Origin of the sequence: Arthrobacter sp. (assembly GCF_031988865.1) — a bacterium.
GTDB lineage: Bacteria > Actinomycetota > Actinomycetes > Actinomycetales > Micrococcaceae > Arthrobacter_B.
The window spans coordinates 26,192-47,882 of the sequence record NZ_DALZXY010000005.1; the positions used below are offsets into that span (position 1 = coordinate 26,192).

Sequence of the window (21,691 nt, forward strand, 5' to 3'; positions counted from 1 at the left end):
CCCATGACTGTCCCGGAAAACGTGCAGCGCCCTGGACCGCAGACAGGTTTGATCTGGCGGCCCATCACGCCCGAAGACCTTGATGGTTGGTATGCACTGATCCGCCGGATGGCGGAGACGGACAAGCCCGGCTGGGTGGAAGACCGGGCGGACCTGGAGCATATCCTCGTCCGCCCCAACGACCATCCTGCCCTGGATACCCTCCTCGGCCATGACACCGGCGGGACGCCCCGCGCCTTCGGCTCCGTCAGCGCGAATCCCGGTTCCGGACGGGTCCTCGGGTTCGGCGGCGTGGACCCGCAGTGGCGCCGGCGGGGGATCGGAACCGCGGTTTACCGCTGGCAGGCCGCGCGCGCCCGGAACCGGCTCACCGGCAAGGAAAAGGGTGAGAAGGTACTGCGCAGTTTTGCGGAAGAGGACAACGCCTCACATGTGGCGCTGCTGCACTCCGCCGGGGCGAAAGTGGTCCGGTACTTCACCGAGATGACCCGCCCGCTGCAGGGTGACCTTCCCCAGGTGCCGCTTCCGGAAGGCATGGAGTTCGTAACCTTCCACGCGGATCTGTCCGAGAGGTTCCGGCTGGCGCACAACGAAGCGTTTCTGGACCATTGGGGCAGCGAGCCGCGGGACCCGGAGAGCTGGAAGTTCACGGTCACGCACCCCCAGTTCCGCGCCGACTGGAGCTTCGCCGTCGTGGATAAGTCGTCGGGAGAATTCGCCGCCTACCAGCTGGCCAGCTTTGACCCGGAAACGAAGCAGATCTTCGGCTACACCGAGGGCTATACCGAACTGCTCGGGGTACTGCGGAACTGGCGGGGGATGCGGCTCACGCCGGCCATGCTCTCGGAAGCGATGAATAGATTCCTGGCCTCCGGAATGGAGCACGCGGGCCTCGGGGTGGATACGGAAAACCCCTCGGGTGCCCTCCGGATCTACGAGCAGCTGGGATACGTCCCCGTGAGCCGGCAGATCACATTTGACCTGCCGCTTGTCCCGGGAAACAGCCCGTCCTAGGCCGGAATCACCCAGATGGCCTCGGCCGCCGGCAGACCGAGTTCCACCCGGTCATCACCGCGTTCGAGGGTCAGCGTTCCGGCATAGGCCTGGCGGTCCACGATGCTGATCTCGGCGTCGAGCCCCAGGCCGATACTTCCCAGATAGCGGAGCAGCTCGGGGCTGTCATCCGACACCCTGGCTATCCGCAGGCGCCTGCCGATTTGGCTCTGGCTCAGCCGGGATGCGTCGAGCGGCGGCAGGCTTCCGTCCCGGGCCGGAATCGGGTCTCCATGCGGGTCGCGCACGGGGTTGCCCAGCCGGAGCGCCAGCGCATCGATCATCTTGTCGGAGACAGCGTGCTCCAGATGTTCCGCTTCATCATGCACCTCGTCCCAGCCGTAGCCCAGGTATTCCACGAGGAACGTCTCGATCAGCCGGTGCCGGCGGACCATCGCCACCGCAGCCTGCTCGCCTTCGGCGGTCAGCGCCACGGAGCCATACCGGGCGTGGGCCAGGAACCCTTGAGCGGCCAGCTTCTTGACGGCTTCTGAAACGGAGGAAGCGGAGAACCCGAGATGGGTAGAGAGCGCTGACACAGTGACGGGCGCCTCCGTCCATTCCTGGGCTGTCCAGATGACCTTCAGATAATCCTCGCCGGCAGTGCTCAGTGCTTTCTTTACCACCCGTCCCACCTTACGCCAGCGGCGCCCGCACCCTGGGATATCAGGGAACGGGCGCCGCGGGAAGGGATGATCAGTCCTGCGTCAGGGAGTCGACGAATTCCTGGTTCTCTTCCATCCAGGCCTTGACTGCGGCTGAATGGTCCTTGCCGCTGTCTTCGCCGTTGAACATGGCGTTTTCGAGGGAGAAGAGGGTCTCGGAATCCATGGTGAAGTCCTTGATCCATCCGGAGAGGGCCGGGAAATCCGCCTCGAATTCCTTGCTCCCGAAGGAGTGGATGCCTTCAGCTTCGCCCAGGGCGCCCTTGGGATCCTCAAGATCCTTGATGGGGAAGGCATCATAGGCCCAGTGCGGACGCCAGAGGGTGACCGCGATGTTCTCGCCCTTGGCCGTGGCGCTCTTCAGTTCCGAGAGCATGGCCGGCGTCGAGGAGGTCAGGTACTCCATGGACTCCAGTCCATAGCCGGGGATCACTTCGTCCGTCGTGGCTTCCGTCAGGCCGGCCCCGGGTTCGATCCCCACGAGCGTGTTGTCGAACAGGTCGGCGTTGGCAGCCAGTTCTTCGAGAGAGTTGATCGGCGCGTCCTCGTTGACCGCGATGGTCAGCTTGGCGTCGTCGTTCCAGACCCCAAGGTCCACCATGTCGTCGCCGTACTGGTCGAGGTAGGTGGCGTGCGTGATCGGCAGCCAGGTGTCCAGGGAGAGGTCGTAGTCGCCGCTGCTGACGCCGAGGTAAAGGGCGGCCGCATCGGCGTACTCAAGTTCGACGTTGTATCCCTTCTCCTCCAGGACGGCCTTCCACAGTTCCGAGGCGGCGATGCCTTCGTCCCAGCCGTTGAAGACCGCGATTGTGAGGTCCTTCTTATCGCCGTTGTCCGGTCCGGCGCTGGCATCGGCGTCGGCTCCGCAACCGGCCAGGGCCAGAGTGGCCACGGATGCCAGGGCAGCGAGTTTAGTGAGGTTCTTCATTGGTTCTTTCCTTTCGCGGCTGTGCAAGCTGCACAGACTGTTTGAGGTCAGGAGGCGTTGGCGGCAGCAGGCACGCGTTTGCCGGCGCGGGTGCCAAGGCTGGAGGTCAGGCGGTCCAGATAGACAGCCAGGAGAACGACGGCGATGCCGGCTTCGAAGCCGAGGGCCGGATCCAGCCGGGTGAGGCTGGCCACCACGTCTCCGCCCAGCCCGCCGGCGCCAACCATGCCAGCGATAACGACCATCGAGAGGGAGAGCATGATGACCTGGTTGATGCCGGCCATGATCGTGGGCAGGGCCAGCGGCAGCTGGATCTGCCGCAGGATCCGCCCCGGCGTCGAGCCGAAGGCGGCGCCGGCCTCGACCACTTCGGCGTCCACGCCGCGGATGCCGAGCTCGGTGAAGCGCACGCCGGGTGCCATGGCAAAGATGATCGTGGCGACAATGCCGGGCACCACGCCTACCCGGAAGATGATCAGCGCCGGGATGAGGTAGACCATGGCGGGCATGGTCTGCATGAAGTCCAGCACCGGCCGGATGACCGCGGAAGCGGTACGCGAACGGGCGGCCAGGATGCCCAGGGGGACTCCGATCAGGACTGAAGTGACCGCAGCGACGACAACCAGGGCAAAGGTCCCCATGGCGTTCTCCCACTGGTCAATGCCGTAGATCAGCACAAAACCTGCGGCCGTCCCGAGGCCGAGCTTCCAGCCGCGCGAGAGCCATGCCAATCCGGCCAGGACGATGATGACCGCCCAGAACGGGGGAGCGAGGAGGACCCATTCGAGTCCGTCGTAGGCGCCGCGGAAGACGGTCTTGATCGCATCGAAAAGTGGCTCGAAGACCTCGATGACCCAGTCCAGCACCACTGAGATCCAGTCGCCAAGGGGAATGCGGAAGCCGTTCATGCGATGCCTCCTGCGGGGGCCGAGGAATCCAGTGTTGCGGTCACGAGGGTTTCGGGCAGGGGAGGCGGCGGAGCGTCCACCACCGGTATATCCGTGGTGGAGGAGGGCACGTTGCCCAGGGCAGCCAGCAGGGTGACCCGCGGCACGGCGCCCACGAGCCTGCCCGTGGCATCGATGACGGCAAGCGGAACCGGGCTCTCCACGGCCATACCGAACAGCTGGGCCAATGCGGTCTCGCCGTCGACGGGGGAGCCGGGGCGGATGGCCGGAGCAAGGTCGGGGTTGCGCTGCTCAACCAGTGCCATCACGTCGCGGTCGGTGACCGTGCCCAGGAAGGTGCGACGGCGGTCGACGACGAATGCGGCAGAGGTCTGGAGGTCGCGCATGGTGCGCAGCGCACCCCGGGGTCCGCCGGTGAGCGTGACGACGGCGCGTGCCGGTTCCATCACGCTGGCGGCAGTGAGCACACGGGTGCGGTCCACGTCCTGGACGAACTGCGCAACGTAATCGGTGGCCGGATGGCTGAGGATGTCGTCCGGCGTGCCGATCTGCACGATCTCGCCATCCTTCATCACCGCGATCCGGTCGCCCAGGAACATGGCCTCGTTCAGGTCGTGGGTGATGAAGATGATGGTTTTCCCGAGATCCTGCTGGAGGGAGACCAGCTGTTCCTGCATCTCCCGGCGGATCAGTGGATCCAGGGCGGAGAATGCTTCGTCCATCAGGAGGATGTCAGTTTCGGAGGCCAGTGCGCGGGCCAGGCCAACGCGCTGCTGCATGCCGCCGGAGAGCTCTGACGGATAGCGGCTGCCCCAGCTGCCCAGCCCCACGAGCTCCAGCACCTTGTCCGCGGCCTCGAGCCGTTCGGCGCGTGCCACGCCCTGGACCTCCAGCCCATAGGCTGCGTTCTCCAGGACGGTGCGGTGGGGGAACAGGGCGAAGTGCTGGAAGACCATCGAAACCTGCTTTTGGCGGACCGAGCGCAGTTCCTTGTCCGATACGGCGGAGAGATTTGTGCCCTGCACAGTGACCGAACCGGTGGTGGCGGGCTGGAGTCCGTTGAGGGTCCGCAGGAGGGTGGATTTTCCTGAACCGGAAAGTCCCATCACCACAAAGATTTCCCCGGCCTTGACCTCGAAGGAGGCGTTGATGACGGCTGCCGTCCCCAAACCCGCAACCTCGGACCGGGTGGCCCCGGCCTTCAGGCGGCGGACGGCTTCTGACGGTCGCTTGCCAAAAACCTTGTACACGTTCTCCACCTTCAGGACGGTGTCCCGGACGGCGTCGTTCTCAATCAATATCGTTCCCTTTCCATGCTTGCCCGCTTTCGCGCAGCCAGCCGCATGGGGATCTGGTCTTTGCTCAGCACCTGCGCAGGCCGGATTCGGCGTCGCAGGGACCCGGAGAGGTCTTGGCAACCCTAACAACGCTCCGTTCGCTATTGGCGTAATTCCTGGGAGTTCCGGATGCGACTTCCTCAGTAAGCGCGATCACAACCCGCGCCCTGACTGGGAAGCAGTGGAGTTATGGCATCGTGACCTTCAATACCCCCATGGGGTACTTGAAATATACCTAGAGGGGGTATATGTTGCCGGTAGGCAAGGATGTTCACGACGGAAGGAAAGAGCATGGAAATGCCCTCAGGAAGCGTGGCCGAGGAGGAGCGCGGCTACGCCTCTGACAAAGAGGCCTACCTGCGGCGGCTGAAACGGATCGAAGGGCAGATCCGCGGGATTGCACGCATGGTGGATGAAGATAAATACTGCATCGACGTCCTGACCCAGGTCTCGGCAGTCACTAAGGCCCTGCACGCGGTCAGTCTCGGCCTGGTCCAGGACCATATTTCGCACTGCGTGGTTAGCGCGGCCCGGGAGTCGGACGCCGCAGGCGATCCCGGCATCGTCGACGCAAAGGTCCAGGAGGCAGCCGACGCCATCGGGCGGCTGCTCCGCTAAGCCAAACCCCGCAAAGATAAGACAAGACCGGCCCGCGGAAAGGTGGAACTTCGTGGAAACCCAACTGAGCATTTCCGGCATGACCTGCGGTCACTGCGTTGCTGCCGTTACCGAAGAACTTGAATCGATCAAGGGCGTCCAGGCCGTCCGCGTGGACCTGCAGGCCGGAGGCATCTCGGTTGCCACCGTCGTCTCGGACGAGGCGATACCCGCCAGGACCCTTGGCGAAGCCGTCGCGGAAGCCGGCTACGCCGTCGTAGGCGATGCGTAGCCGGCCAGGCCCAGCCCAGGCCTAGCTGCCAGGCTTAGCCCAGGCTGGGACCGATGTGCTCGACCGGGCTGGCCAGGGGCACCCCGGAACCGTCCCGCCGGCCGTGTTCGGTCGGCAGGGCACGCGCCACACCGTTCGCTGCGGCAGCCTTGGCCGGCCCGTGTCCCGCCCAGGCAACCGTCAGTGAGTCTTCGCCCTTGAGGAAGCGGTGCGCGCGGACACCGGCGGTGGCGCGGCCCTTGGCCGGGTATTCGGAGAAATCGGTGACCTTCACCGAACCGCCCAGCGCGCCGGGCAGGGTTTCACTGCCCGAGGCGACGGTGACGACGACGGCGGCCGGATCTGATGCGGCCACAACCCCGAAGAAGATGACTTCGTCGCCGTCGCTGAGCTTCATGCCCGCCACTCCTCCGGCCGTCCGGCCCTGCGGCCGCACCAGGGAAGCAGCGAAGCGCAGCAGCTGGGCGCCCTTGGTGACAAGGACCAGTTCGTCGTCGTCGTTGGCAGCCACAGCCGCACCGACTACTTCGTCTCCGGGCTTAAGCGTGATGGCTTCCCAGTCGTCCCTGTTCAGCGGATAGTCCGGATTGATCCGTTTCACAACACCCTTGCGGGTTCCCAGCGCCAGGACGGCATTGAGCGGGATCAAGCCTACGAGCGTCTCGCCCTTGGCGAGGGTCATGAAGTCCTTGACCGGGACACCCCCGGCCAGGTTCGGCAGTCCGTTCGTCGGTGGAAGCGCAGGCATATCCATGACCTGGACCCGGATCATCCGTCCTGAGGACGTGAGGGCGCCGATCTCGCCGCGGGCCGTGGTGGCCACCACGGACCGGAACACGTCATGGCGGGTCCGCTGTCCACCCTCGGCCAGCGGCTCCCGGTTCGCGGTGCGCGCCAGCTGGCCCGAGGCCGAGAGGATCACCCAGCAGGGATCGTCGGGAATCTGCAGCGGCAGCACCGCCTTAGCGCCCTTGCCAGCCTTGACGGGGACGGCTTCGGAGGCCAGCGGGGCGGTGGCCTCGGACTCCAGCAGTACCGTCCGGCGCGGCGTGGCGTACTTTGCGGCGACTTCGCCAAGCTCATCGGAGACCAGTCCGCGCAGGCGTTCCTCGGAGTCCAGGATGGCCTGGAGCTCCTCGATTGCAGCCCGCAGTTCTTCCTGTTCCTTCTCCAGCTCCAGCCGGGAGTACTTGGTCAGCTGGCGCAGGCGCAGTTCCAGGATGTGGTTGGCCTGGATCTCGGTGAGGTCGTAAATGGACATCAGGCGCGTGCGTGCCTCGGCGGTCTCATCCGAGGTGCGGATCACCTGGATGACTTCGTCGATGTCGACGATCGCGATCAGCAGGCCCTCGACCAGGTGCAGGCGGTCCTTCTTGCGGCCGAGCCGGTAGGCGGTGCGGCGGCGGACGACGCCCAGCCGGTGCGCCACATAGACCTGGAGGAGTTCCACCAGGCCGAGGGTCCGGGGCTGACCATCCACCAGGGTGACGTTGTTGATGCCAAAGGAGTCTTCCATCGGCGTGTACCGGTAAAGCTGTGCCAGCACGGCCTTGGGATTGAAGCCGTTCTTCAGTTCGATGACCAGGCGCAGCCCGTTCATGCGGTCCGTCAGGTCCACCACGTCGGAGATGCCCTGCAGCTTCTTGGAGGTGACGGCGTCCTTGATCTTTTCGATCACTTTTTCGGCGCCAACCATATAGGGCAGTTCGGTGACCACCAGGCCGGTGCGGCGGGCGGTGAGCTGCTCCACTTCCACCTTGGCGCGGGTCTTGAACGAACCGCGGCCGGTGGCGTAGGCATCCCTGATGCCGTCCAGCCCCACTATCCGGCCGCCCGTGGGCAGATCCGGCCCCGGCACGAACCGCATTATGTCCTCAAGTGTGGCCCCGGGGTGCTTGATGAGGTGCTGGGCGGCGGCAATGACTTCGCCAAGGTTGTGCGGCGCCATGTTGGTGGCCATGCCAACGGCGATGCCGGTAGCGCCGTTGACCAGGAGGTTCGGGAAGGCGGCCGGCAGGACTTCCGGCTGCATCAGCTGGTTGTCGTAGTTCGGCACAAAGTCGACAACGTCTTCGTCGAGGTGGTCCGTGAGGGTCAGCGCCGCCGCAGCCAGGCGTGCCTCCGTGTAACGGGATGCGGCCGGACCGTCGTCGAGCGAACCGAAGTTTCCGTGCCCGTCGATCAGCGGCAGGCGCAGCGCCCAGTCCTGCGCCATCCGGACCATCGCATCGTAGATAGCCGTGTCTCCGTGCGGGTGCAGCTTGCCCATGACCTCGCCGACCACCCGCGCGCTCTTAACATGGCCGCGGTCCGGACGAAGGCCCATTTCCGCCATCATGTAAAGGATGCGGCGCTGCACCGGCTTGAGGCCGTCGCGCGCATCGGGCAAGGCACGGGAATAGATCACCGAGTACGCGTACTCGAGGAAAGATCCCTCCATCTCGGTGGTGACATCAATATCGATGATGTTCTCGGCGATGGGTTCGCCGGGAGGGGGTGCAGAGGCGGAGCGCCGGGCCATGGAGTTGTTGCATCCTTGCGGTTGTCGGTTGGAGATCCGGCTGAGGTCTTGATCGCCGGATCAATCACGGGCGGTTCGGTGGCGGGTTCTAAAATTTCCCCACTACGCTGAGTCTATGGCGGAGCAGGGACAATACCCCGAATATTGGGAAGCAGATGTCGTGTTGCGGGACGGCGGCACCGGCCATCTCCGGCCGGTTTCACCGGCGGACGCCGAGGCGTTGCAGGCATTCCACATGCGTCAGTCGCAGAGCTCCATCTATCTCAGGTTCTTCACCTACAAGGCTAAACTGACCGGCCGCGAGCTGAAGCGCTTTACCCACGTCGATTACCGCAACCGCGTTGCGTTTGTTCTCACAATCGGGCCCGAAATCGTCGGAATCGGCCGCTACGACCGGCTCGACGACCCCACCGAGGCCGAGGTCGCGTTTAACATTTCCGACGAACACCAGGGCCGCGGCATCGGCTCTATTCTCCTGGAGCACCTGGCTGCCGCCGCCCGCGAGAACGGCATCAGCCGCTTCAGCGCCGAGGTGCTGCCCGAGAACCGCAAAATGCTCAGCGTCTTCGCCGACGCCGGCTACGAGGTGCGCCGCGCGTTCGACGACGGCGTGATCGCCCTGGATTTCGACATCGACCCCACGGAGAAGTCCCGTGCGGTGATGGAATCCCGCGAACACCGCGCCGAGGCACGCAGCGTCGCTGGTCTGCTGGCGCCGTCGTCCATCGCCGTGATCGGTGCCAGCCGCGAGTGGGGGACCGTGGGATACCAGCTGATGGAACACATTGTGGAGGGCGGCTTCACCGGCTCCGTCTACGCCGTGAATCCGGAAGCCTTCGAACTGGCGGGCATGGTCTCCTACGGGAAGATCTCCGAGGTCCCGGAACCGGTCCAGCTGGCCGTGATTGCCGTCCCGCACGAACAGGTTCTCGACGTCGCGCAGGAGTGCGCGGCGGCGGGCGTGAAGCACCTGCTGGTGGTCAGCGCCGGGTTCGACGACGGTGAGGCCGGCCTGGCCCGCCAGCGCAGCCTGGTGCGGCACGCGAGGGCCCATGGAATGCGGGTCCTGGGTCCGGCCTCGCTGGGACTGATCAACACCCGCCCGGATGTCTCGCTGAACGCCTCGATGGCGCCTGCGCTGCCGCGCCGGGGCGGACTTGGCCTCTTCAGCCAGTCAGCAGCGATCGGGGTGCTGCTCTACGCGGCGGCGCAGCGGCGGCAGCTCGGACTGTCCTCGAAGATTTCCGCAGGAAACCGGGCCGATGTCTCCGGCAATGACGCCATGCAGTATTGGGAGGACGACGCCGATACGCAGGTGGTTGGGCTCTATCTGGAGTCCGTGGGTAATCCGCGTAAGTTCTCCCGGATCGCCCGCCGGCTCGCAACCACAAAACCGGTGATCGTGGCGAAGTCCGATGTCACCGGGCTGCAGCTGCCCCCGGGACACGCCGTGCGCCTGACCCAGGCTCCCAAGGGTGCCCTGGATGCCATGCTGCGCCAGTCGGGCGTGATCCGCGTGGATACCAATGAGCAGCTGATGGATGTGGCCCAGATAGCCTGCAGCCAGCCGCTGCCGCGCGGAAAGGGCCTCGCCGTCCTGAGTAACTCCGTGGCGCTGGGCCGGGTGCTGGCCGACGCTGCCGGCGCCCTGGACCTGGAGAGCGTGCACCTGCGCACCGATCTGGAGCTGGGCCAGGGCATGAGCGTCGCCCTGCCCCTGCTGCGTGATGCCGTGGCGAAGGCACTGGCTGACGAGGCCGTCCACTCTGCCGTCGTGACCCTGCTGCCCTCACCGGGACTGACCAACGACCACATAGCCGAGTGCCTGCTGGGCTGCGCGGCCGAGGCAGGTAAACCCGTGATTGGCGTCTTCACCGGCATCATGGATCCGGCCCAGTCGGCCGAAGGCATCCTGGCGGTACGCGAGCGGGCAGAACCCGAAGATGCGCTTCCCACCGGACTGCCGTGTTTCTCCAGTCCCGGAGCGGCCGTGAGCGCGCTGGCAGCAGTCGTCCGCTACACCGAGTGGGCTGGCCGGGAGCACGGGCACTTCACGGATCCGGCCGGCGTGGACAGCGACGCCGCGCACGCGTTCATCGATGCCCAGATGGCCCAGGTGGAGAACACCGAGCTGCTGCACCTGGGACCGGAAAAGGCGGCGGAGCTGCTGGGTTTCTACGGGATCCGGCTGCTCCCCTCACTGCCGTTCTCCACCGAGGACGAGGCCGTGGATGCCGCCGACCGCCTGGGCTGGCCGGTAGTGCTCAAAACCATGGACGAACACCTGCGCCACCGGCTGGATCTTGGCGGGGTGCGGCTGAACATTTCTTCGCCGGAGTCGCTGCGCAGCAACATATCGGAGATGCGCGCGGCACTGGAACCCTACGGCCGGTTTGAGCTTGAGGTGCAGTCCATGGCCCCGTCCGGGCAGGGCTGCGTCCTGCGCGGGATCGAGGATCCGCTGCTGGGCCCGGTAATCTCCTTCGGAATCGCCGGGGACGCCGTCAATCTGCTCGATGACTGGGCACACGGGATCCCGCCGCTGACCGACGTCGACGTCGCGGACCTGGTCCGCGCGCCCAGGGCGTCCCGCCGCCTCTTCGGTTACCAGGGACTGCCAGCGGTGGACGTTGCCGCACTGGAGGACATCATTTCCCGGCTGGCGCTGCTCAAGGATGAGCACCCGGAGATCGCGCTGCTGGACATCAACCCGGTGCTGGTCTCGGTTCAGGGCGTTACCGTGCTGAGCGCTGACATCCGGCTGGGAAATCCCCAGCAGCGGACCGACAGCGCGCGCCGGGCCATGCGCGACTGAGGGCCTAAGGAACCGCTGGCAAGGTTCCGCGCGCCTTTTTAGGTGCTCAGGGCCGATCTGGGGGAAACTGGAAGCATGTCGCCGCTACTTTCCGCTGAACGCCGCAGCCTTGACGCTTCCATCGAACGCGCAGGGTTCTATCCCACCCTGCTGGCTGACGTGGTCCACGATGCCCTGGACGGACGCGAACCGCTTTCCCACCTCATCCATTTGGAGACGCACTTCGAGCGCACCGAAGTGCACCGTCACATCACCGTGCTGGTCCTGACTGACGACATGCTGGTGATCACGCACGTGGATGACCAGCAGCTGGATGAGGACGGCGAGCAGATGATGGCTCAGGTCTCCACCGAATCCGTGCCCGTGACCCAGATCCGTTCCGTTGTACTCGGCTACATGTACTCCCAGCCGCAGGACTACAAGCCGTCCGACCAGGCCCGGGAACTGACCCTGGCCATCGCCTGGTCCGGCGGGCAGCGGCTGGACATGGGCCCCGCCGGCTGCGCCGATCCCCAGTGCGAAGCCGATCACGGCTACACCGGCACCATCGCGCAGGAGGACATTGTGCTGCGTGTCAGCGCCGAGGCCGATGGCGTCCAGGCCGTACAGAACGCCAAGGCCTTCGCCCGGGCCCTGCGCAAGGTCAACACAGACACAGTGAACATGCGTTCGTTCGACTCCGCCGCAGACCGGCAGCGGATGCCGGGCATCGGCAGCCGTTTCAACCGCGGCCACCACCAGCGGTAAGGGGCATGGACTCGGCACCCGCCCCTGCGGAACCGCTGCCCAAGGCCCCCGGGTACGGGCGCAACACCGTCGCTGAGGTCTTCACCAGCGCCGCCGCCGCACTCCAGGTGCCCGGTTTCGAGAACACACTGGGGCTTCCTGCCGCCCGGCGTGTCTGCGTAATCGTGGTGGACGGCCTGGGCCGGAACCTGCTCAAGCAGCGGTCCGGGCACGCCCCGTACCTGCGTTCCCTGATGGACAGCGGCCGCACGCTTGGCTCCGCATTTCCGACGACGACGGCGGCCTCCCTGGCCTCGCTGGGCACCGGCCTCCCGCCGGGACAGCACGGCATGGTCGGTTACGACGTCCTGGACCCGGAGCAGGACAAGGTAGTCAACATGCTCGGTAACTGGGATGCCGGCGTCGACCCCAACCGATGGCAGCCGTTCCCCACCGTGCTGGAGCGGGCTGCCGGCCATCTGCCCGTTGCCACGGTCAGCCTGCCCAAGTTCGCCGAATCTGCGATGACGCGGGCCGCCCTGCGCGGCGGATCCTTCGTCGCCGGAACCGGAATCCACGCACGCGTCCAGGCGGCGGCGGAAACGCTCGCCTCGGAAAAGCGCATGCTGATGTACTTCTACTTCAACGAGCTGGATAAGACCGGGCACCGCTACGGCGCCCAGTCCTCCGAATGGGGAGGCTCGCTGGAAGAAATCGACTCCGCCCTGAAACGCTTTACCGCACGCATTCCCTCGGACACTCTGGTGCTGCTCACCGCCGACCATGGCATGGTGGACACCGCGGTACCGGACAGGATCGACTTCTCCGCCGACCCGGCACTGGTTGACGGGGTACGCCACACCGCGGGGGAGCCGCGGATGGTGCACCTCTACCTTGAGCCGGACGCCCCGGCCGGTACCCTGGAGCGCCTGAGGGCGGCCTGGCGGAACGCCTACGGCGCGAAGGCCTGGATCCTGACCCGGGCCGAAGCGGTCGCAGCGGGGCTGTTCGGACCCGTCCGTCCGGAGGTCCTGCCACGGATCGGTGACCTGCTCGTGGCCGCCCGTGAACCCATTGCCCTGTACGACATGCGGCGGACCAGTCCTTCCGCCATGCAGATGGTGGGCCAGCACGGGTCCCTGACGCGTGCCGAGCGTGAAGTCCCGCTCCTGACGCTGGCCCAGCCAGCCAAGGGCGGGCGGAAGTAGGTTATGGCTGAACTCGTTTTCTTCTCCGGCACCATGGACTCCGGCAAGTCCACACTGGCACTGCAGATGGACTACAACCACAGTGCCCGCGGCCGCGGCGGGATCCTCTTCAGCCGGAATGACAGGGCCGGGAATTCCATGATTTCCAGCCGCCTTGGCCTCCGGACGCGTGCCGTGGAGGTGCGCGATTCCACCAACTTCTGGGAGGAAGCCGTGAGCCGCCGCAGCGCCGGAGACCGGGTGGACTACCTGATCTGCGACGAGGCTCAGTTCTACAGCGAAGAGCAGGTGGAACAGCTGGCCCGGGTCGTCGACGAACTGGACATTGAGGTGTTCGCCTTCGGCATCGCCACGGACTTCCGCACCAGGCTCTTTCCCGGCTCACGGCGGCTGATCGAGCTCGCTGACCGGATTGAGGTGCTCCAGGTCCGGGCGCTGTGCTGGTGCGGGCGGCGGGCCACTCACAACGCCCGCACGGTCGACGGCGTTATGGTCGTCACCGGAGACCAGGTGGTTGTTGGGGATGTGGACAAACGTTCCCCCGACCAGCCTGATTCGGAAGCGCTCTTCGCTCCTGAAGAGGCTGGCGCCTCACCGGTGGTCGGTTATGAAACGCTCTGCCGCCGCCATTACATGCGGCGGATGGGCGCCCAGCAGGCCGCGCTCCTTGCGGACACCGGCGAAGATCCGGACATCTGCGGCGTCGACGCCACCGGCAGCCTGGGGCGGACCCGAAGCTAGCGAGCCACCGGAGGCTGGGCCGCCCAGCTCCGGTCAGTCGCCCTTGCGGCCGAAGACTATTTCGTCCCAGCTCGGAACCGAAGACCGCTTGGGCTTGATGGGACGGCGCTCGGCCGGTTCCTTGGGCTCCTCATTACCATCGCTGCGCTCACCCACGGGTTCGTCCTGCTCCGCGCTGGTATCCACGGGGTCCGGGCGCGGACGCAGCGGACGGGCCAACACGCTGATTTCCCGTGTGGAGGTGCTTACCCCTTCGTCGAGGCGCAGGGGATCCGGGTCGCCGTCGTGCGCGTCCGTTTCCTCCTCCACCGGTGCGGGTATTGCGGCCGGAGCAAGGGTCAGCCGGCCGGTCCGGGGCCGGCGGGAGGACTCGTCCTCCAGCTCCGCCTCTCCATCCCGCGGGTGGGCGGCCGGAATGCTGCCCTTGGCCAGGAGCGCCGCCAAGGCGTCGTCGGCGTCTTCGTCGGTGCCCAGGCGCTGGCCGCGGCGGGACCGCAGCACGTTCAGCAGCTCATCCGTCTCTTCACCGGTGGCGTTTTCCGGTTCTTCCGGCGTTCCTTCGGCTTCGAAATCGAACACCCGGTCCGCGACGGCGGAAAGCCGGCGGGACGGCACGGGGGAGTCGACCGGGGCGAGTTCACTGAGCAGCTGCGCCCAGCGGTTGGCATTGGTGACCTGGCGCCGCATCGGATTGAAGGTCCAGCGGGCCGGCGGTTCCTCGCCGACGGAGACACGGGACTGCTCCGCAAGGCTGAAACGCGCGACGACGTCCCAGGATCCTTCGGGACGGCGCCAGGAATCCCATTCCACGGTCTCCGGGTCGACGCCGAAGGCGCGGAGCCGGTGGTTGACCATGTCGCCAAGATTAACGGGGGAGTCGCCGAAGGCTGAGCGGTGGCTGTCCTGGGCCGCGGACAGAGGAGCCGCAACCTCCACAGCCTGGGCCTGGCGGGCAATGTACTCGCGTTCTGCCAGTACCGGCCCCTCATAACGGTGGATGTGGGCGATGTCGTGCCCGGAGAGCCCGGCCACTTCTTCGGCGCTGGCGCCTGCCCGGATACGGGCCTGGATATCGCGCGGAGTCATGCTGGGTCCCGCCTCGGGTTCGGCCGGGGCTCCTGCGCGTCGTGCCGGACGGGACGCGGCGACTCGCAGGGCTTCATCAATGCGCAGCCGGAAGGTTTCGCCGCCCCGTCCGCTCAGCAGCAGATGTTCGCCGCCCTCATGGATACCCACGAGCCGTAGATCCTGCATGAAAAAATCCTCGCTATCGATAGCAACTCCTTCTTGAAACAATGCCACCCGCGCATCCAAAATCCTACCGTTTGGGCCGGTGTGGCGCGGATCCGGGGACTTCCGCGGCCATCGATTCAGGCCTCCGGACAGCGCCTGGGAACGGCCGGCTTGGCTATTTCGCCCTACATGGGCAAAAATCTGTCTTCGGCGGGCACAAACGGCGCGTCCGCGGCGTTGAGTATTCCGAGCCGCTCTGCGGTACGGGAGCACATACCTTCCGGAGCCGCAGCTTGGCTTGGAATTACCCGTGCAGTACCGACACCGATGGTGAGAGATAAAGATTATGGCGACAGATTACGATGCGCCGCGCAAGGCGGACGAGGACGCCAGCGAAGAGTCAATCGAAGAACTGAAGACCCGCCGGACTAACACCCAGTCCGCTGTGGTGGACGAAGACGAAGCCGAAGCTGCTGACAGCTTTGAACTCCCGGGCGCTGACCTGTCCGGGGAGGAACTGATGATCCGGGTCCTTCCCGCGCAGTCAGACGAATTCACCTGTGCGTCCTGTTTCCTGGTACGGCACAGGTCCCAGATAGCCAAGGAAAAGGACGGCTTGTACTACTGCGTCGAATGCGAAGGCTGAGGTTTCCGGGGGCGCGCCCGGAAGGGCTTAGGAGCGCAGTGCTTCGACCAGCTTCTCCGGGTGCCGGGTCGAGGTGAGCCAGTACGGTGTCCGGTCAGCCGGGTCCGTGATTTCGATCCTGACGACCGGGCTGATCCAGCCGCGGATGCACAGGAACGCGGTCGCGTTCAGGGCCGGGCCGCGCTGCTGGGTCGCATCCTCACCGCGGAACGCCTCGACCTCGCCGACCCAGCGTCGTTCGATCTGCGCGCGGCCAACCTGGACCGTGTCCGCGGTAACGCGGATGACGGGCGTGGACATCAGCAGCAGGACGGTCAGCAGGATGGCGGCTACTACCGCAACCACATATCCGACGGTCGGGCTGATGGGGATGAAAGCCAGGATGAAGGTGCCGGAGAGGCCTGCGATGACCAGCCAGATCCACAGGGCCGGCAGCAGCCGTTCGGAATACAGCACGGTCTGGGAGGGGCTCTGGGCAGCAGGGGTCGACATACTCCTAGCTTTTCACCTTTGGCTGTGCATTTCATCTTGGCCGCGGGGCGCCGGCCGTCAGCGCGCCGGGAGCAGTTCGTGCAGGTCCACGCGCTAAAGTGGGGATGGCGCCGCGTGCGGCGCTGTTTTATGCCCGAACGCACCCCTTAAAGAACTCCGGAGACAGCTGTGCAGGAAGCAGGACCCAGCGTGAAAGTCCAGCTGAAAATGCTCGACGACGGCCTCGAAGCGCCTTCCTACGCCCACCCCGGCGACGCCGGAGCGGACCTGCGGGCGCGCGTGGACGTGGAACTGGCGCCGGGAGAACGCCGGCTGGTGCCAACAGGAGTTTCGATTGCCCTGCCGTTTGGCTACGTGGCACTGATCCACCCCCGGTCGGGGCTAGCCACCAAACACGGCCTGACGATAGTTAATGCACCCGGTACGGTCGATGCCGGTTACCGGGGTGAAATCTCCGTCACACTGTTAAATACGGATGTGTCAGAGCCGATCAGTCTTAAGCGCGGAGACAGGATTGCCCAGATGGTGATCCAGCGCGTGGAGACAGCGGTGTTCGAGCCTGTGGCCGAGCTTTCCGATTCGGTTCGCGGAGCCGGCGGTTTCGGTTCCACCGGCGGTTTCGGCACTTCACCGGCCTAGGCCGGCATATCCCGGGCTGCAACGGCCCGGCTCCAGATGAGGAAAGAGGATCAGGCGATGGCATTTGGGCGCCGCAGGAAAAACAAGGCAGGCTCCACAGAATCCGCCGAAGAGTCAGTGCAGAGCGCAGCCGGCACGGAGAACGGCGCTGCCGGCGGTACAGACGGCGGGCCTGAGCACGGACCTTTTGACGTCGCGGACCGGCCTTCGGAAGAGGGCTACGTGGACCTCGGTGCGCTGCGCATCGCGGCAACGCAGGGCCTGGCCCTGCGCCTTGAAGTTGAGGAGACGACGAAACGTGTCGTTGCCGTGACCCTCGACCTGGACGGCTCCAGCCTGCAGCTGCAGGCATTCGCGGCCCCGCGGTCGGAAACCCTCTGGGATGAGATCCGTACCCAGATCGTCAAGTCGGTCTCCTCGCAGGGCGGGACGGCTGACGAACTCGTTGGCCGCCTCGGCACTGAGCTCCTGGCCCGTGTTCCCGCTCAGGCGCAAGACGGTTCCAAGGGCTACCGGGTAGCGCGCTTCGTCGGCGTCGACGGACCACGGTGGTTCCTGCGCGGAGTCTTCGGCGGTCCGGCAGCCATGAACCCCGACGCCGCCACTGCGCTGGAGGAGGTGTTCCGGAACGTAGTCGTCGTCCGCGGTGATGCACCACTGCCTCCGCGTGACCTGCTGCAGCTGACACTGCCGCGTGATGCCTCCCCGCTGCCGAAACGCGACGCGGAGACAAAGCCGGAGCCGCCGCAGCGCGGACCGGAAATCACCACCATTGGCTAAGCGGATGCCGGCGGCAGCGGGAGCTTCGGCCATGCTGAGGATCGCGGATCTTCCCGACCGGGGACGTGTGCACAGCAGGGGCTACGTGGAATCCATCACCCTGGCCCCGGCCGACGCCGCCCCGCAGTTCAGTGCTGTCCTGGACGAGCTTCAGGGCGTCTACAGGGATCCCGGGGCTGCGCACGCCCGCCGCCGGGTCCGGCTGGTCTGGATCGGCCAGCGCCGCATCCCGGGTCTCGTTGCGGGAACGCAGGTAGCCTTCGAAGGCATGGTGAGCACGGTCCAGGGTTTCCCCACCGTTTTTAACCCCCGCTACGAAATCATCGGACGTCCGGAAGGCGAGCAATGAACACCGAACCCGAAGGTGAGGACCGGAAGGATGCTCAGCCCTCGATAAGCGAGCTCGCCGGACAGTATGCCGCCCGCTCCGGGGTTGAGCGCGGCGACGACGGCCAGATCGACGTCCTGAAGTCTGTCGGCGGAGTCCGTGGCCTGGCCGAAGCGATCCTGCCCGGCCTGCTGTTTACCCTGATCTACACGATCACCACCGGACTCTATGTTTCGCTCGGAGCCGCCGTGGTGGCCGCCGGCGCCTTTGCGGTGGCCAACCTGGTGCAGAAGCGTCCGCTCGTCCAGTCGCTGACCGGCGTCATCGGCGTCGCGGTCTGTGCCTTTTTTGCCCTGCGCAGCGGCAGCGGCTCCACCTACTTTGTGCCGGGCTTCTACGTCAACGGCGCCTACATCCTGGCCTTCGCCCTTTCCATCGCAGTGAAATGGCCGGTGGCAGGTCTGCTGTTCGGGTTCATCCGCGGCGAGAACGTGGCGTGGCGCAGTGAGCCCCGGCGCCTGCGTGCCTATGCGCTGGCCACCTGGATCATCATCGCCGTCTTCCTGCTCCGCCTGGCCGTGCAGCTGCCGCTCTTCCTGGCGGATAACGTCGCCGCGCTGGGCACCATGCGCCTGGCGATGGGTGTCCCGCTGTACGCGCTCGGCCTGTGGCTGGCCTGGGTGGTTTCCCGGCCGCTGCCGGCAACACAGCCCTAGGACGACGGCGCCAGCAGGGCGCGCAGTTCGTCCTCGGCGGCGATCGTCGTCACGAAGAAGAGTTCATCTCCGCCTTCGATCACGTCATCGCTGCTGGGGGTGATCGGGGCGTCGTCACGCAGGATCGCCACCAGCGTGGCATCCTGCGGCCAGGGTACGGATCCGACCCGGGCTCCAGCCATCGGCGAGGCCGCCGGAACAGTGAACTCCACCATGGAGGCGACACCGGTCTGCAGGGTGAGCAGCCGCACCAGGTCACCGACTTCCACGGCCTCCTCGACGAGCGCCGTCATCAGGCGCGGCGTGTTTACGGCAACGTCCACACCCCAGGAGTCATCGAACATCCAGTCGTTCTTGGGGTTGTTTACCCGCCCGACCGTCCGGGCCACCCCGAACTCGGTCTTGGCGAGCAGTGAGACCACCAGGTTGACCTTGTCATCGCCGGTCGCCGAAACCATCACATCGGCCTCCTCAAGTTTTGCGTCCTTGAGGGTGGCGAGTTCGCAGGCATCGCCGATCAGCCAGTGCGCCCCGCCAAGGCCGCTGCGTCCCTCGGTCTCGGGTTTCGCATCGATCAGCAGCACCTCGTGCCCGTGGGAGAGCAGTTCCTTGGCGATGGAAGATCCCACGCTGCCTGCCCCGGCAATTACGACTCTCACTGGTTCTCCTTCGCGGGGGACTGGGTCAGGATGCGGCTGATTTCGGCTGTCCGGTCGACGCTCATCATCGCGTGCAGGACGTCGCCCTGCTGGTAGCTGGTATCCGGGCGGGGGAGGGAGCCTTCGCCGAACCGGGTGATGTAGGCGATCCGGACGCCGGCAGCGGCCTCGATGGCGTGAAGCGGGTGGCCCAGCCAGGAAGGATCCAGGGAGAGCTCACCGAGGATCAGCCGTCCGGAGGACTCACGGAAGTCGCCGTTAATGCTCTGCTCCGGAAGGATCCTGCGCAGCACCTGATCAGCGCTCCAGCGGACCGCAGCCACCGTGGGAATTCCGAGGCGCTGGTAGATCTCCGCCCGCCCGGGGTCATAGATGCGGGCGACGACGTGGGGAACGTGGAACGTCTCGCGCGCCACCCGCGTGGCCAGGATGTTGGAATTGTCGCCGCTGGAGACGGCAGCGAAGGCAAAGGCCTCTTCGATGCCGGCCTGCGTCAGCGTAGTGCGGTCGAAACCCACCCCGGTAACCTGCTGCCCGGAGAAGGTCGGACGCAGCCGACGGAAGGCCCGCGGCTCCTGGTCGATGACCGCCACGGAGTGGCCTGCGTTGTCGAGGGTATGCGCCAGCATGGCGCCGACCCTGCCGCACCCCATGATCACGTAATGCGCCACCTTGCTATACCTCGGTTCCTGGCGGATCCACCGCCTGCAGCTGCCGCCCGTTTTGGGCCAAGGGACAGCTTAGTCCGGCAGCGGGCGGAAATCGTGGTGTGATGGTGTTTTAGCTCCAACACGGAAGTCCCACAGCACCATGCCCCAGGAAACAATGCCCAGCGATATTGAACTGACCATTGGCGCACCAGCCCACGGCGGCCACTTTGTGGCCCGGCATGAGGGGCGCGTGGTCTTCGTCCGGCACGCCCTCCCCGGCGAACGCGTGCGGGCACGCCTGACTGAGTCCGGCCCCGATGCCAAGTTCTGGCGCGCCGACGCCGTCGAAATCCTTGAAGCCTCGCCGGACCGGGTGCCGCACTTCTGGCCTGCCGCCGATTCGATCCGTGCGGCCGCGCGCGGCCGGCTGCCCGTCGGCGGAGCCGAGTTCGGGCACATCCGGCTTGAAGCGCAGCGCTCGATCAAGGCCACCGTTTTTGCCGAACAGCTGCAGCGGCTCGCCGGTCTGGAACGGGAAATCACCGTCGAGGCGGCCCCGGACGAGTCCCCGGACGGTTTGGGCTGGCGTACCCGCGCCAGCTTCTCCGTGGCACCCGGCGGACGGCTGGCCATGCACCCGCACCGCTCCGATGAACTCATCCCGGTCACCGGGATGCCGCTGGCCTCCGAGGCCGTGAACGCCTTGAACCTGTGGGAGGTGGACTTCACCGGCGCCGATCGCGTCGAGGTTGCCGCGCCCGCCGCCGGCGGCGCCCCGCTGGTCCTGGTAATCCCCTCGGCCGGCACCCATCCGCGGACCCTGTCCCGGATCGCCGGCGAGGTCGGCACGGCAGCGGACCCAGGCGCCGGGGAAACCGTCTCGGTAGTGGCCTGGGACCCCGAGGAGCATGTGCTGACCCGGCTGCGCGGCCGTACCTGGGTTCGGGAAAGCGCCATGGGGCACGATTTCCGTGTCACCGGAGCCGGTTTCTGGCAGATCCACCGCAGCGCACCGGCGGTGCTTGCCGGTGCGGTCCGGGACGGCCTGCAGGTTCAGCCGGGGGAGCGGGTCGCAGACCTCTTCGCCGGAGCCGGCCTGTTCACGGCCCCGCTGGCTGACGCGACCGGTGAAACCGGGCACGTGCTCTCGGTCGAGGGTTCGCCGGGGACCAGCAGGGATGCACGGAAAAACCTCTTCGCTGCACCGCAGGTCGAGGTCGTCCAGGGACGGGTGGACCGTGTGCTGCGCGCACATACCGGAGCCCTCGACGTCGTACTGCTGGACCCGCCGCGCACCGGCGCAGGCCGCACCGTGGTCGACCAGATCAACTCGGCCGCACCGAGGGTCCTCGGCTACGTCTCCTGCGACCCGGCGTCCTTTGCGCGTGACCTGGGCTGGTTCCGGGCCGCCGGCTGGGAACTGGATTCCCTCCGGGTCTTCGACCTGTACCCTCACACCCATCACATGGAGTCCTTCGCCGTCCTGCGCCGCCCGTAGCACCCGGCGTCGACCGCTTATATGGCCCGCCACCTCCGGACATAGCCTCCGGATGTGGCGGGCGTAATGCTTCCCTCCGGCGCGGTGGGCCCGGCCGCGTAAGGTGCATCCGGCTAGGATGGGGAGTAGTTGTCCGGCTCCGTGCCGTAGGGACTCCGCTGGGGCGCTTTGCGCGGCAGGGGAACCGACCCACCCGGGGAATCACCCACCATTCCCCGGCCGGCCCCTTCAGCTATGCCGGTTAGGAAAACCTAACTGG

General features: G+C 66.3%; 22 protein-coding genes. 13 read left to right on the plus strand and 9 right to left on the minus strand.

The genetic code is table 11. The features are described 5' to 3' along the window. The first annotated feature begins 3 nt into the window (after positions 1-3). Positions 4-1,014 (plus strand): GNAT family N-acetyltransferase, encoded by a 1,011-nt coding sequence (locus RTN46_RS01770; protein ID WP_312178708.1) that lies wholly within the window; start codon positions 4-6, stop codon positions 1,012-1,014. Here RTN46_RS01770 and RTN46_RS01775 read toward each other — a convergent pair. The 4 genes from RTN46_RS01775 to RTN46_RS01790 all read right to left on the minus strand — a co-directional run bounded on the left by RTN46_RS01775 (position 1,011) and on the right by RTN46_RS01790 (position 4,852). After that, positions 1,011-1,679 carry a metal-dependent transcriptional regulator gene (locus tag RTN46_RS01775; RefSeq protein ID WP_312178709.1) on the minus strand — a complete coding sequence of 223 codons (669 nt, stop codon included), beginning with the start codon at positions 1,677-1,679 and terminating at the stop codon, positions 1,011-1,013. The genes RTN46_RS01770 and RTN46_RS01775 overlap by 4 nt on opposite strands. Before the next feature lie 70 nt (positions 1,680-1,749). Further along, a complete protein-coding gene (locus tag RTN46_RS01780; RefSeq protein ID WP_312178710.1) occupies positions 1,750-2,646 on the minus strand; it encodes a glycine betaine ABC transporter substrate-binding protein in 897 nt (298 codons plus the stop codon). Positions 2,647-2,693: 47 nt separating this feature from the next. After that, on the minus strand, positions 2,694-3,554 hold the full coding sequence (locus tag RTN46_RS01785; protein WP_312178711.1) for an ABC transporter permease subunit: 861 nt from the start codon (positions 3,552-3,554) through the stop codon (positions 2,694-2,696). Continuing rightward, on the minus strand, positions 3,551-4,852 hold the full coding sequence (locus tag RTN46_RS01790; protein WP_312178712.1) for a glycine betaine/L-proline ABC transporter ATP-binding protein: 1,302 nt from the start codon (positions 4,850-4,852) through the stop codon (positions 3,551-3,553). The genes RTN46_RS01785 and RTN46_RS01790 overlap by 4 nt, the downstream gene beginning before the upstream one ends. A 330-nt stretch (positions 4,853-5,182) precedes the next feature. On the opposite strand from RTN46_RS01790, the gene RTN46_RS01795 reads away from it, so the two are divergent. After that, on the plus strand, positions 5,183-5,509 hold the full coding sequence (locus tag RTN46_RS01795; protein ID WP_312178713.1) for a metal-sensitive transcriptional regulator: 327 nt from the start codon (positions 5,183-5,185) through the stop codon (positions 5,507-5,509). A gap of 52 nt (positions 5,510-5,561) precedes the next feature. Continuing rightward, a complete protein-coding gene (locus RTN46_RS01800; RefSeq protein WP_312178714.1) occupies positions 5,562-5,780 on the plus strand; it encodes a heavy-metal-associated domain-containing protein in 219 nt (72 codons plus the stop codon). Positions 5,781-5,814: 34 nt separating this feature from the next. Here the strand turns inward: RTN46_RS01800 and RTN46_RS01805 are convergent, their stop codons facing one another. Continuing rightward, entirely contained in the window at positions 5,815-8,301 is a 2,487-nt protein-coding gene (locus tag RTN46_RS01805; RefSeq protein ID WP_312178715.1) for a DNA topoisomerase IV subunit A, read from the minus strand. Positions 8,302-8,416: 115 nt separating this feature from the next. Here RTN46_RS01805 and RTN46_RS01810 point away from each other — a divergent pair, with 115 nt between their 5' ends. From RTN46_RS01810 to RTN46_RS01825, 4 genes are all read left to right on the plus strand, one after another. Further along, the gene (locus RTN46_RS01810) at positions 8,417-11,116 is read left to right on the plus strand and encodes a GNAT family N-acetyltransferase (RefSeq protein WP_312178716.1); all 2,700 of its coding nucleotides are present in this window, start codon (positions 8,417-8,419) and stop codon (positions 11,114-11,116) included. Positions 11,117-11,191: 75 nt separating this feature from the next. Next, a complete protein-coding gene (locus tag RTN46_RS01815; RefSeq protein WP_312178717.1) occupies positions 11,192-11,863 on the plus strand; it encodes a DUF5998 family protein in 672 nt (223 codons plus the stop codon). A 5-nt stretch (positions 11,864-11,868) separates the two neighbouring features. Then, positions 11,869-13,050 (plus strand): alkaline phosphatase family protein, encoded by a 1,182-nt coding sequence (locus tag RTN46_RS01820; protein ID WP_312178718.1) that lies wholly within the window; start codon positions 11,869-11,871, stop codon positions 13,048-13,050. A 3-nt stretch (positions 13,051-13,053) separates the two neighbouring features. Further along, positions 13,054-13,791: a thymidine kinase gene (locus RTN46_RS01825; protein WP_312178719.1), complete on the plus strand. Its 738-nt coding sequence runs from the start codon at positions 13,054-13,056 to the stop codon at positions 13,789-13,791. A gap of 33 nt (positions 13,792-13,824) precedes the next feature. Here RTN46_RS01825 and sepH read toward each other — a convergent pair whose 3' ends face one another. Further along, positions 13,825-15,045 (minus strand): septation protein SepH, encoded by a 1,221-nt coding sequence (gene sepH / locus RTN46_RS01830; protein ID WP_312178720.1) that lies wholly within the window; start codon positions 15,043-15,045, stop codon positions 13,825-13,827. Positions 15,046-15,370: 325 nt separating this feature from the next. Between sepH and RTN46_RS01835 the strand changes: the two genes are divergently transcribed. Next, positions 15,371-15,670 (plus strand): DUF4193 domain-containing protein, encoded by a 300-nt coding sequence (locus RTN46_RS01835; protein WP_066301157.1) that lies wholly within the window; start codon positions 15,371-15,373, stop codon positions 15,668-15,670. Between the two features lie 27 nt (positions 15,671-15,697). On the opposite strand, the gene RTN46_RS01840 is transcribed toward RTN46_RS01835, so the two are convergent. Continuing rightward, on the minus strand, positions 15,698-16,162 hold the full coding sequence (locus RTN46_RS01840) for a DUF3093 domain-containing protein (RefSeq protein WP_312178721.1): 465 nt from the start codon (positions 16,160-16,162) through the stop codon (positions 15,698-15,700). A gap of 168 nt (positions 16,163-16,330) precedes the next feature. On the opposite strand from RTN46_RS01840, the gene dut reads away from it, so the two are divergent. Genes dut through RTN46_RS01860 form a run of 4 tightly spaced genes read left to right on the plus strand, consistent with a single transcriptional unit; the run spans position 16,331 to position 18,625 of the window. Continuing rightward, a complete protein-coding gene (gene dut / locus RTN46_RS01845) occupies positions 16,331-16,801 on the plus strand; it encodes a dUTP diphosphatase (RefSeq protein ID WP_312178722.1) in 471 nt (156 codons plus the stop codon). Positions 16,802-16,858: 57 nt separating this feature from the next. Further along, positions 16,859-17,581 carry a DUF3710 domain-containing protein gene (locus tag RTN46_RS01850; RefSeq protein WP_312178723.1) on the plus strand — a complete coding sequence of 241 codons (723 nt, stop codon included), beginning with the start codon at positions 16,859-16,861 and terminating at the stop codon, positions 17,579-17,581. A 4-nt stretch (positions 17,582-17,585) separates the two neighbouring features. Continuing rightward, on the plus strand, positions 17,586-17,930 hold the full coding sequence (locus RTN46_RS01855; RefSeq protein ID WP_312178724.1) for a hypothetical protein: 345 nt from the start codon (positions 17,586-17,588) through the stop codon (positions 17,928-17,930). After that, on the plus strand, positions 17,927-18,625 hold the full coding sequence (locus RTN46_RS01860; protein WP_312178725.1) for a DUF3159 domain-containing protein: 699 nt from the start codon (positions 17,927-17,929) through the stop codon (positions 18,623-18,625). The genes RTN46_RS01855 and RTN46_RS01860 overlap by 4 nt, the downstream gene beginning before the upstream one ends. On the opposite strand, the gene RTN46_RS01865 is transcribed toward RTN46_RS01860, so the two are convergent. Together RTN46_RS01865 and RTN46_RS01870 are read right to left on the minus strand one after the other, a co-directional pair. Beyond that, a complete protein-coding gene (locus RTN46_RS01865) occupies positions 18,622-19,284 on the minus strand; it encodes a TrkA family potassium uptake protein (protein WP_312178726.1) in 663 nt (220 codons plus the stop codon). The two genes, RTN46_RS01860 and RTN46_RS01865, sit on opposite strands and share 4 nt — an antisense overlap. Further along, positions 19,281-19,955: a TrkA family potassium uptake protein gene (locus RTN46_RS01870; protein WP_312178727.1), complete on the minus strand. Its 675-nt coding sequence runs from the start codon at positions 19,953-19,955 to the stop codon at positions 19,281-19,283. Before RTN46_RS01870 ends, RTN46_RS01865 begins: the two co-directional genes overlap by 4 nt. Before the next feature lie 154 nt (positions 19,956-20,109). On the opposite strand from RTN46_RS01870, the gene RTN46_RS01875 reads away from it, so the two are divergent. Further along, positions 20,110-21,432 (plus strand): TRAM domain-containing protein, encoded by a 1,323-nt coding sequence (locus tag RTN46_RS01875; RefSeq protein ID WP_312178728.1) that lies wholly within the window; start codon positions 20,110-20,112, stop codon positions 21,430-21,432. The last annotated feature ends 259 nt before the right edge of the window (positions 21,433-21,691 follow it).

Excerpts from the sequence above, each read along its gene's own strand:
- RTN46_RS01770 (WP_312178708.1), top strand. The coding sequence starts at position 4 with ATGACTGTCCCGGAAAACGTGCAGCGCCCTGGACCGCAGACAGGTTTG.
- RTN46_RS01780 (WP_312178710.1), bottom strand. The coding sequence starts at position 2,646 with ATGAAGAACCTCACTAAACTCGCTGCCCTGGCATCCGTGGCCACTCTG.
- RTN46_RS01785 (WP_312178711.1), bottom strand. The coding sequence starts at position 3,554 with ATGAACGGCTTCCGCATTCCCCTTGGCGACTGGATCTCAGTGGTGCTG.
- RTN46_RS01795 (WP_312178713.1), top strand. The coding sequence starts at position 5,183 with ATGGAAATGCCCTCAGGAAGCGTGGCCGAGGAGGAGCGCGGCTACGCC.
- RTN46_RS01805 (WP_312178715.1), bottom strand. The coding sequence starts at position 8,301 with ATGGCCCGGCGCTCCGCCTCTGCACCCCCTCCCGGCGAACCCATCGCC.
- RTN46_RS01810 (WP_312178716.1), top strand. The coding sequence starts at position 8,417 with ATGGCGGAGCAGGGACAATACCCCGAATATTGGGAAGCAGATGTCGTG.
- RTN46_RS01815 (WP_312178717.1), top strand. The coding sequence starts at position 11,192 with ATGTCGCCGCTACTTTCCGCTGAACGCCGCAGCCTTGACGCTTCCATC.
- RTN46_RS01820 (WP_312178718.1), top strand. The coding sequence starts at position 11,869 with ATGGACTCGGCACCCGCCCCTGCGGAACCGCTGCCCAAGGCCCCCGGG.
- RTN46_RS01825 (WP_312178719.1), top strand. The coding sequence starts at position 13,054 with ATGGCTGAACTCGTTTTCTTCTCCGGCACCATGGACTCCGGCAAGTCC.
- sepH (WP_312178720.1), bottom strand. The coding sequence starts at position 15,045 with ATGCAGGATCTACGGCTCGTGGGTATCCATGAGGGCGGCGAACATCTG.
- RTN46_RS01835 (WP_066301157.1), top strand. The coding sequence starts at position 15,371 with ATGGCGACAGATTACGATGCGCCGCGCAAGGCGGACGAGGACGCCAGC.
- RTN46_RS01840 (WP_312178721.1), bottom strand. The coding sequence starts at position 16,162 with ATGTCGACCCCTGCTGCCCAGAGCCCCTCCCAGACCGTGCTGTATTCC.
- RTN46_RS01850 (WP_312178723.1), top strand. The coding sequence starts at position 16,859 with ATGGCATTTGGGCGCCGCAGGAAAAACAAGGCAGGCTCCACAGAATCC.
- RTN46_RS01855 (WP_312178724.1), top strand. The coding sequence starts at position 17,586 with ATGCCGGCGGCAGCGGGAGCTTCGGCCATGCTGAGGATCGCGGATCTT.
- RTN46_RS01860 (WP_312178725.1), top strand. The coding sequence starts at position 17,927 with ATGAACACCGAACCCGAAGGTGAGGACCGGAAGGATGCTCAGCCCTCG.
- RTN46_RS01875 (WP_312178728.1), top strand. The coding sequence starts at position 20,110 with ATGCCCAGCGATATTGAACTGACCATTGGCGCACCAGCCCACGGCGGC.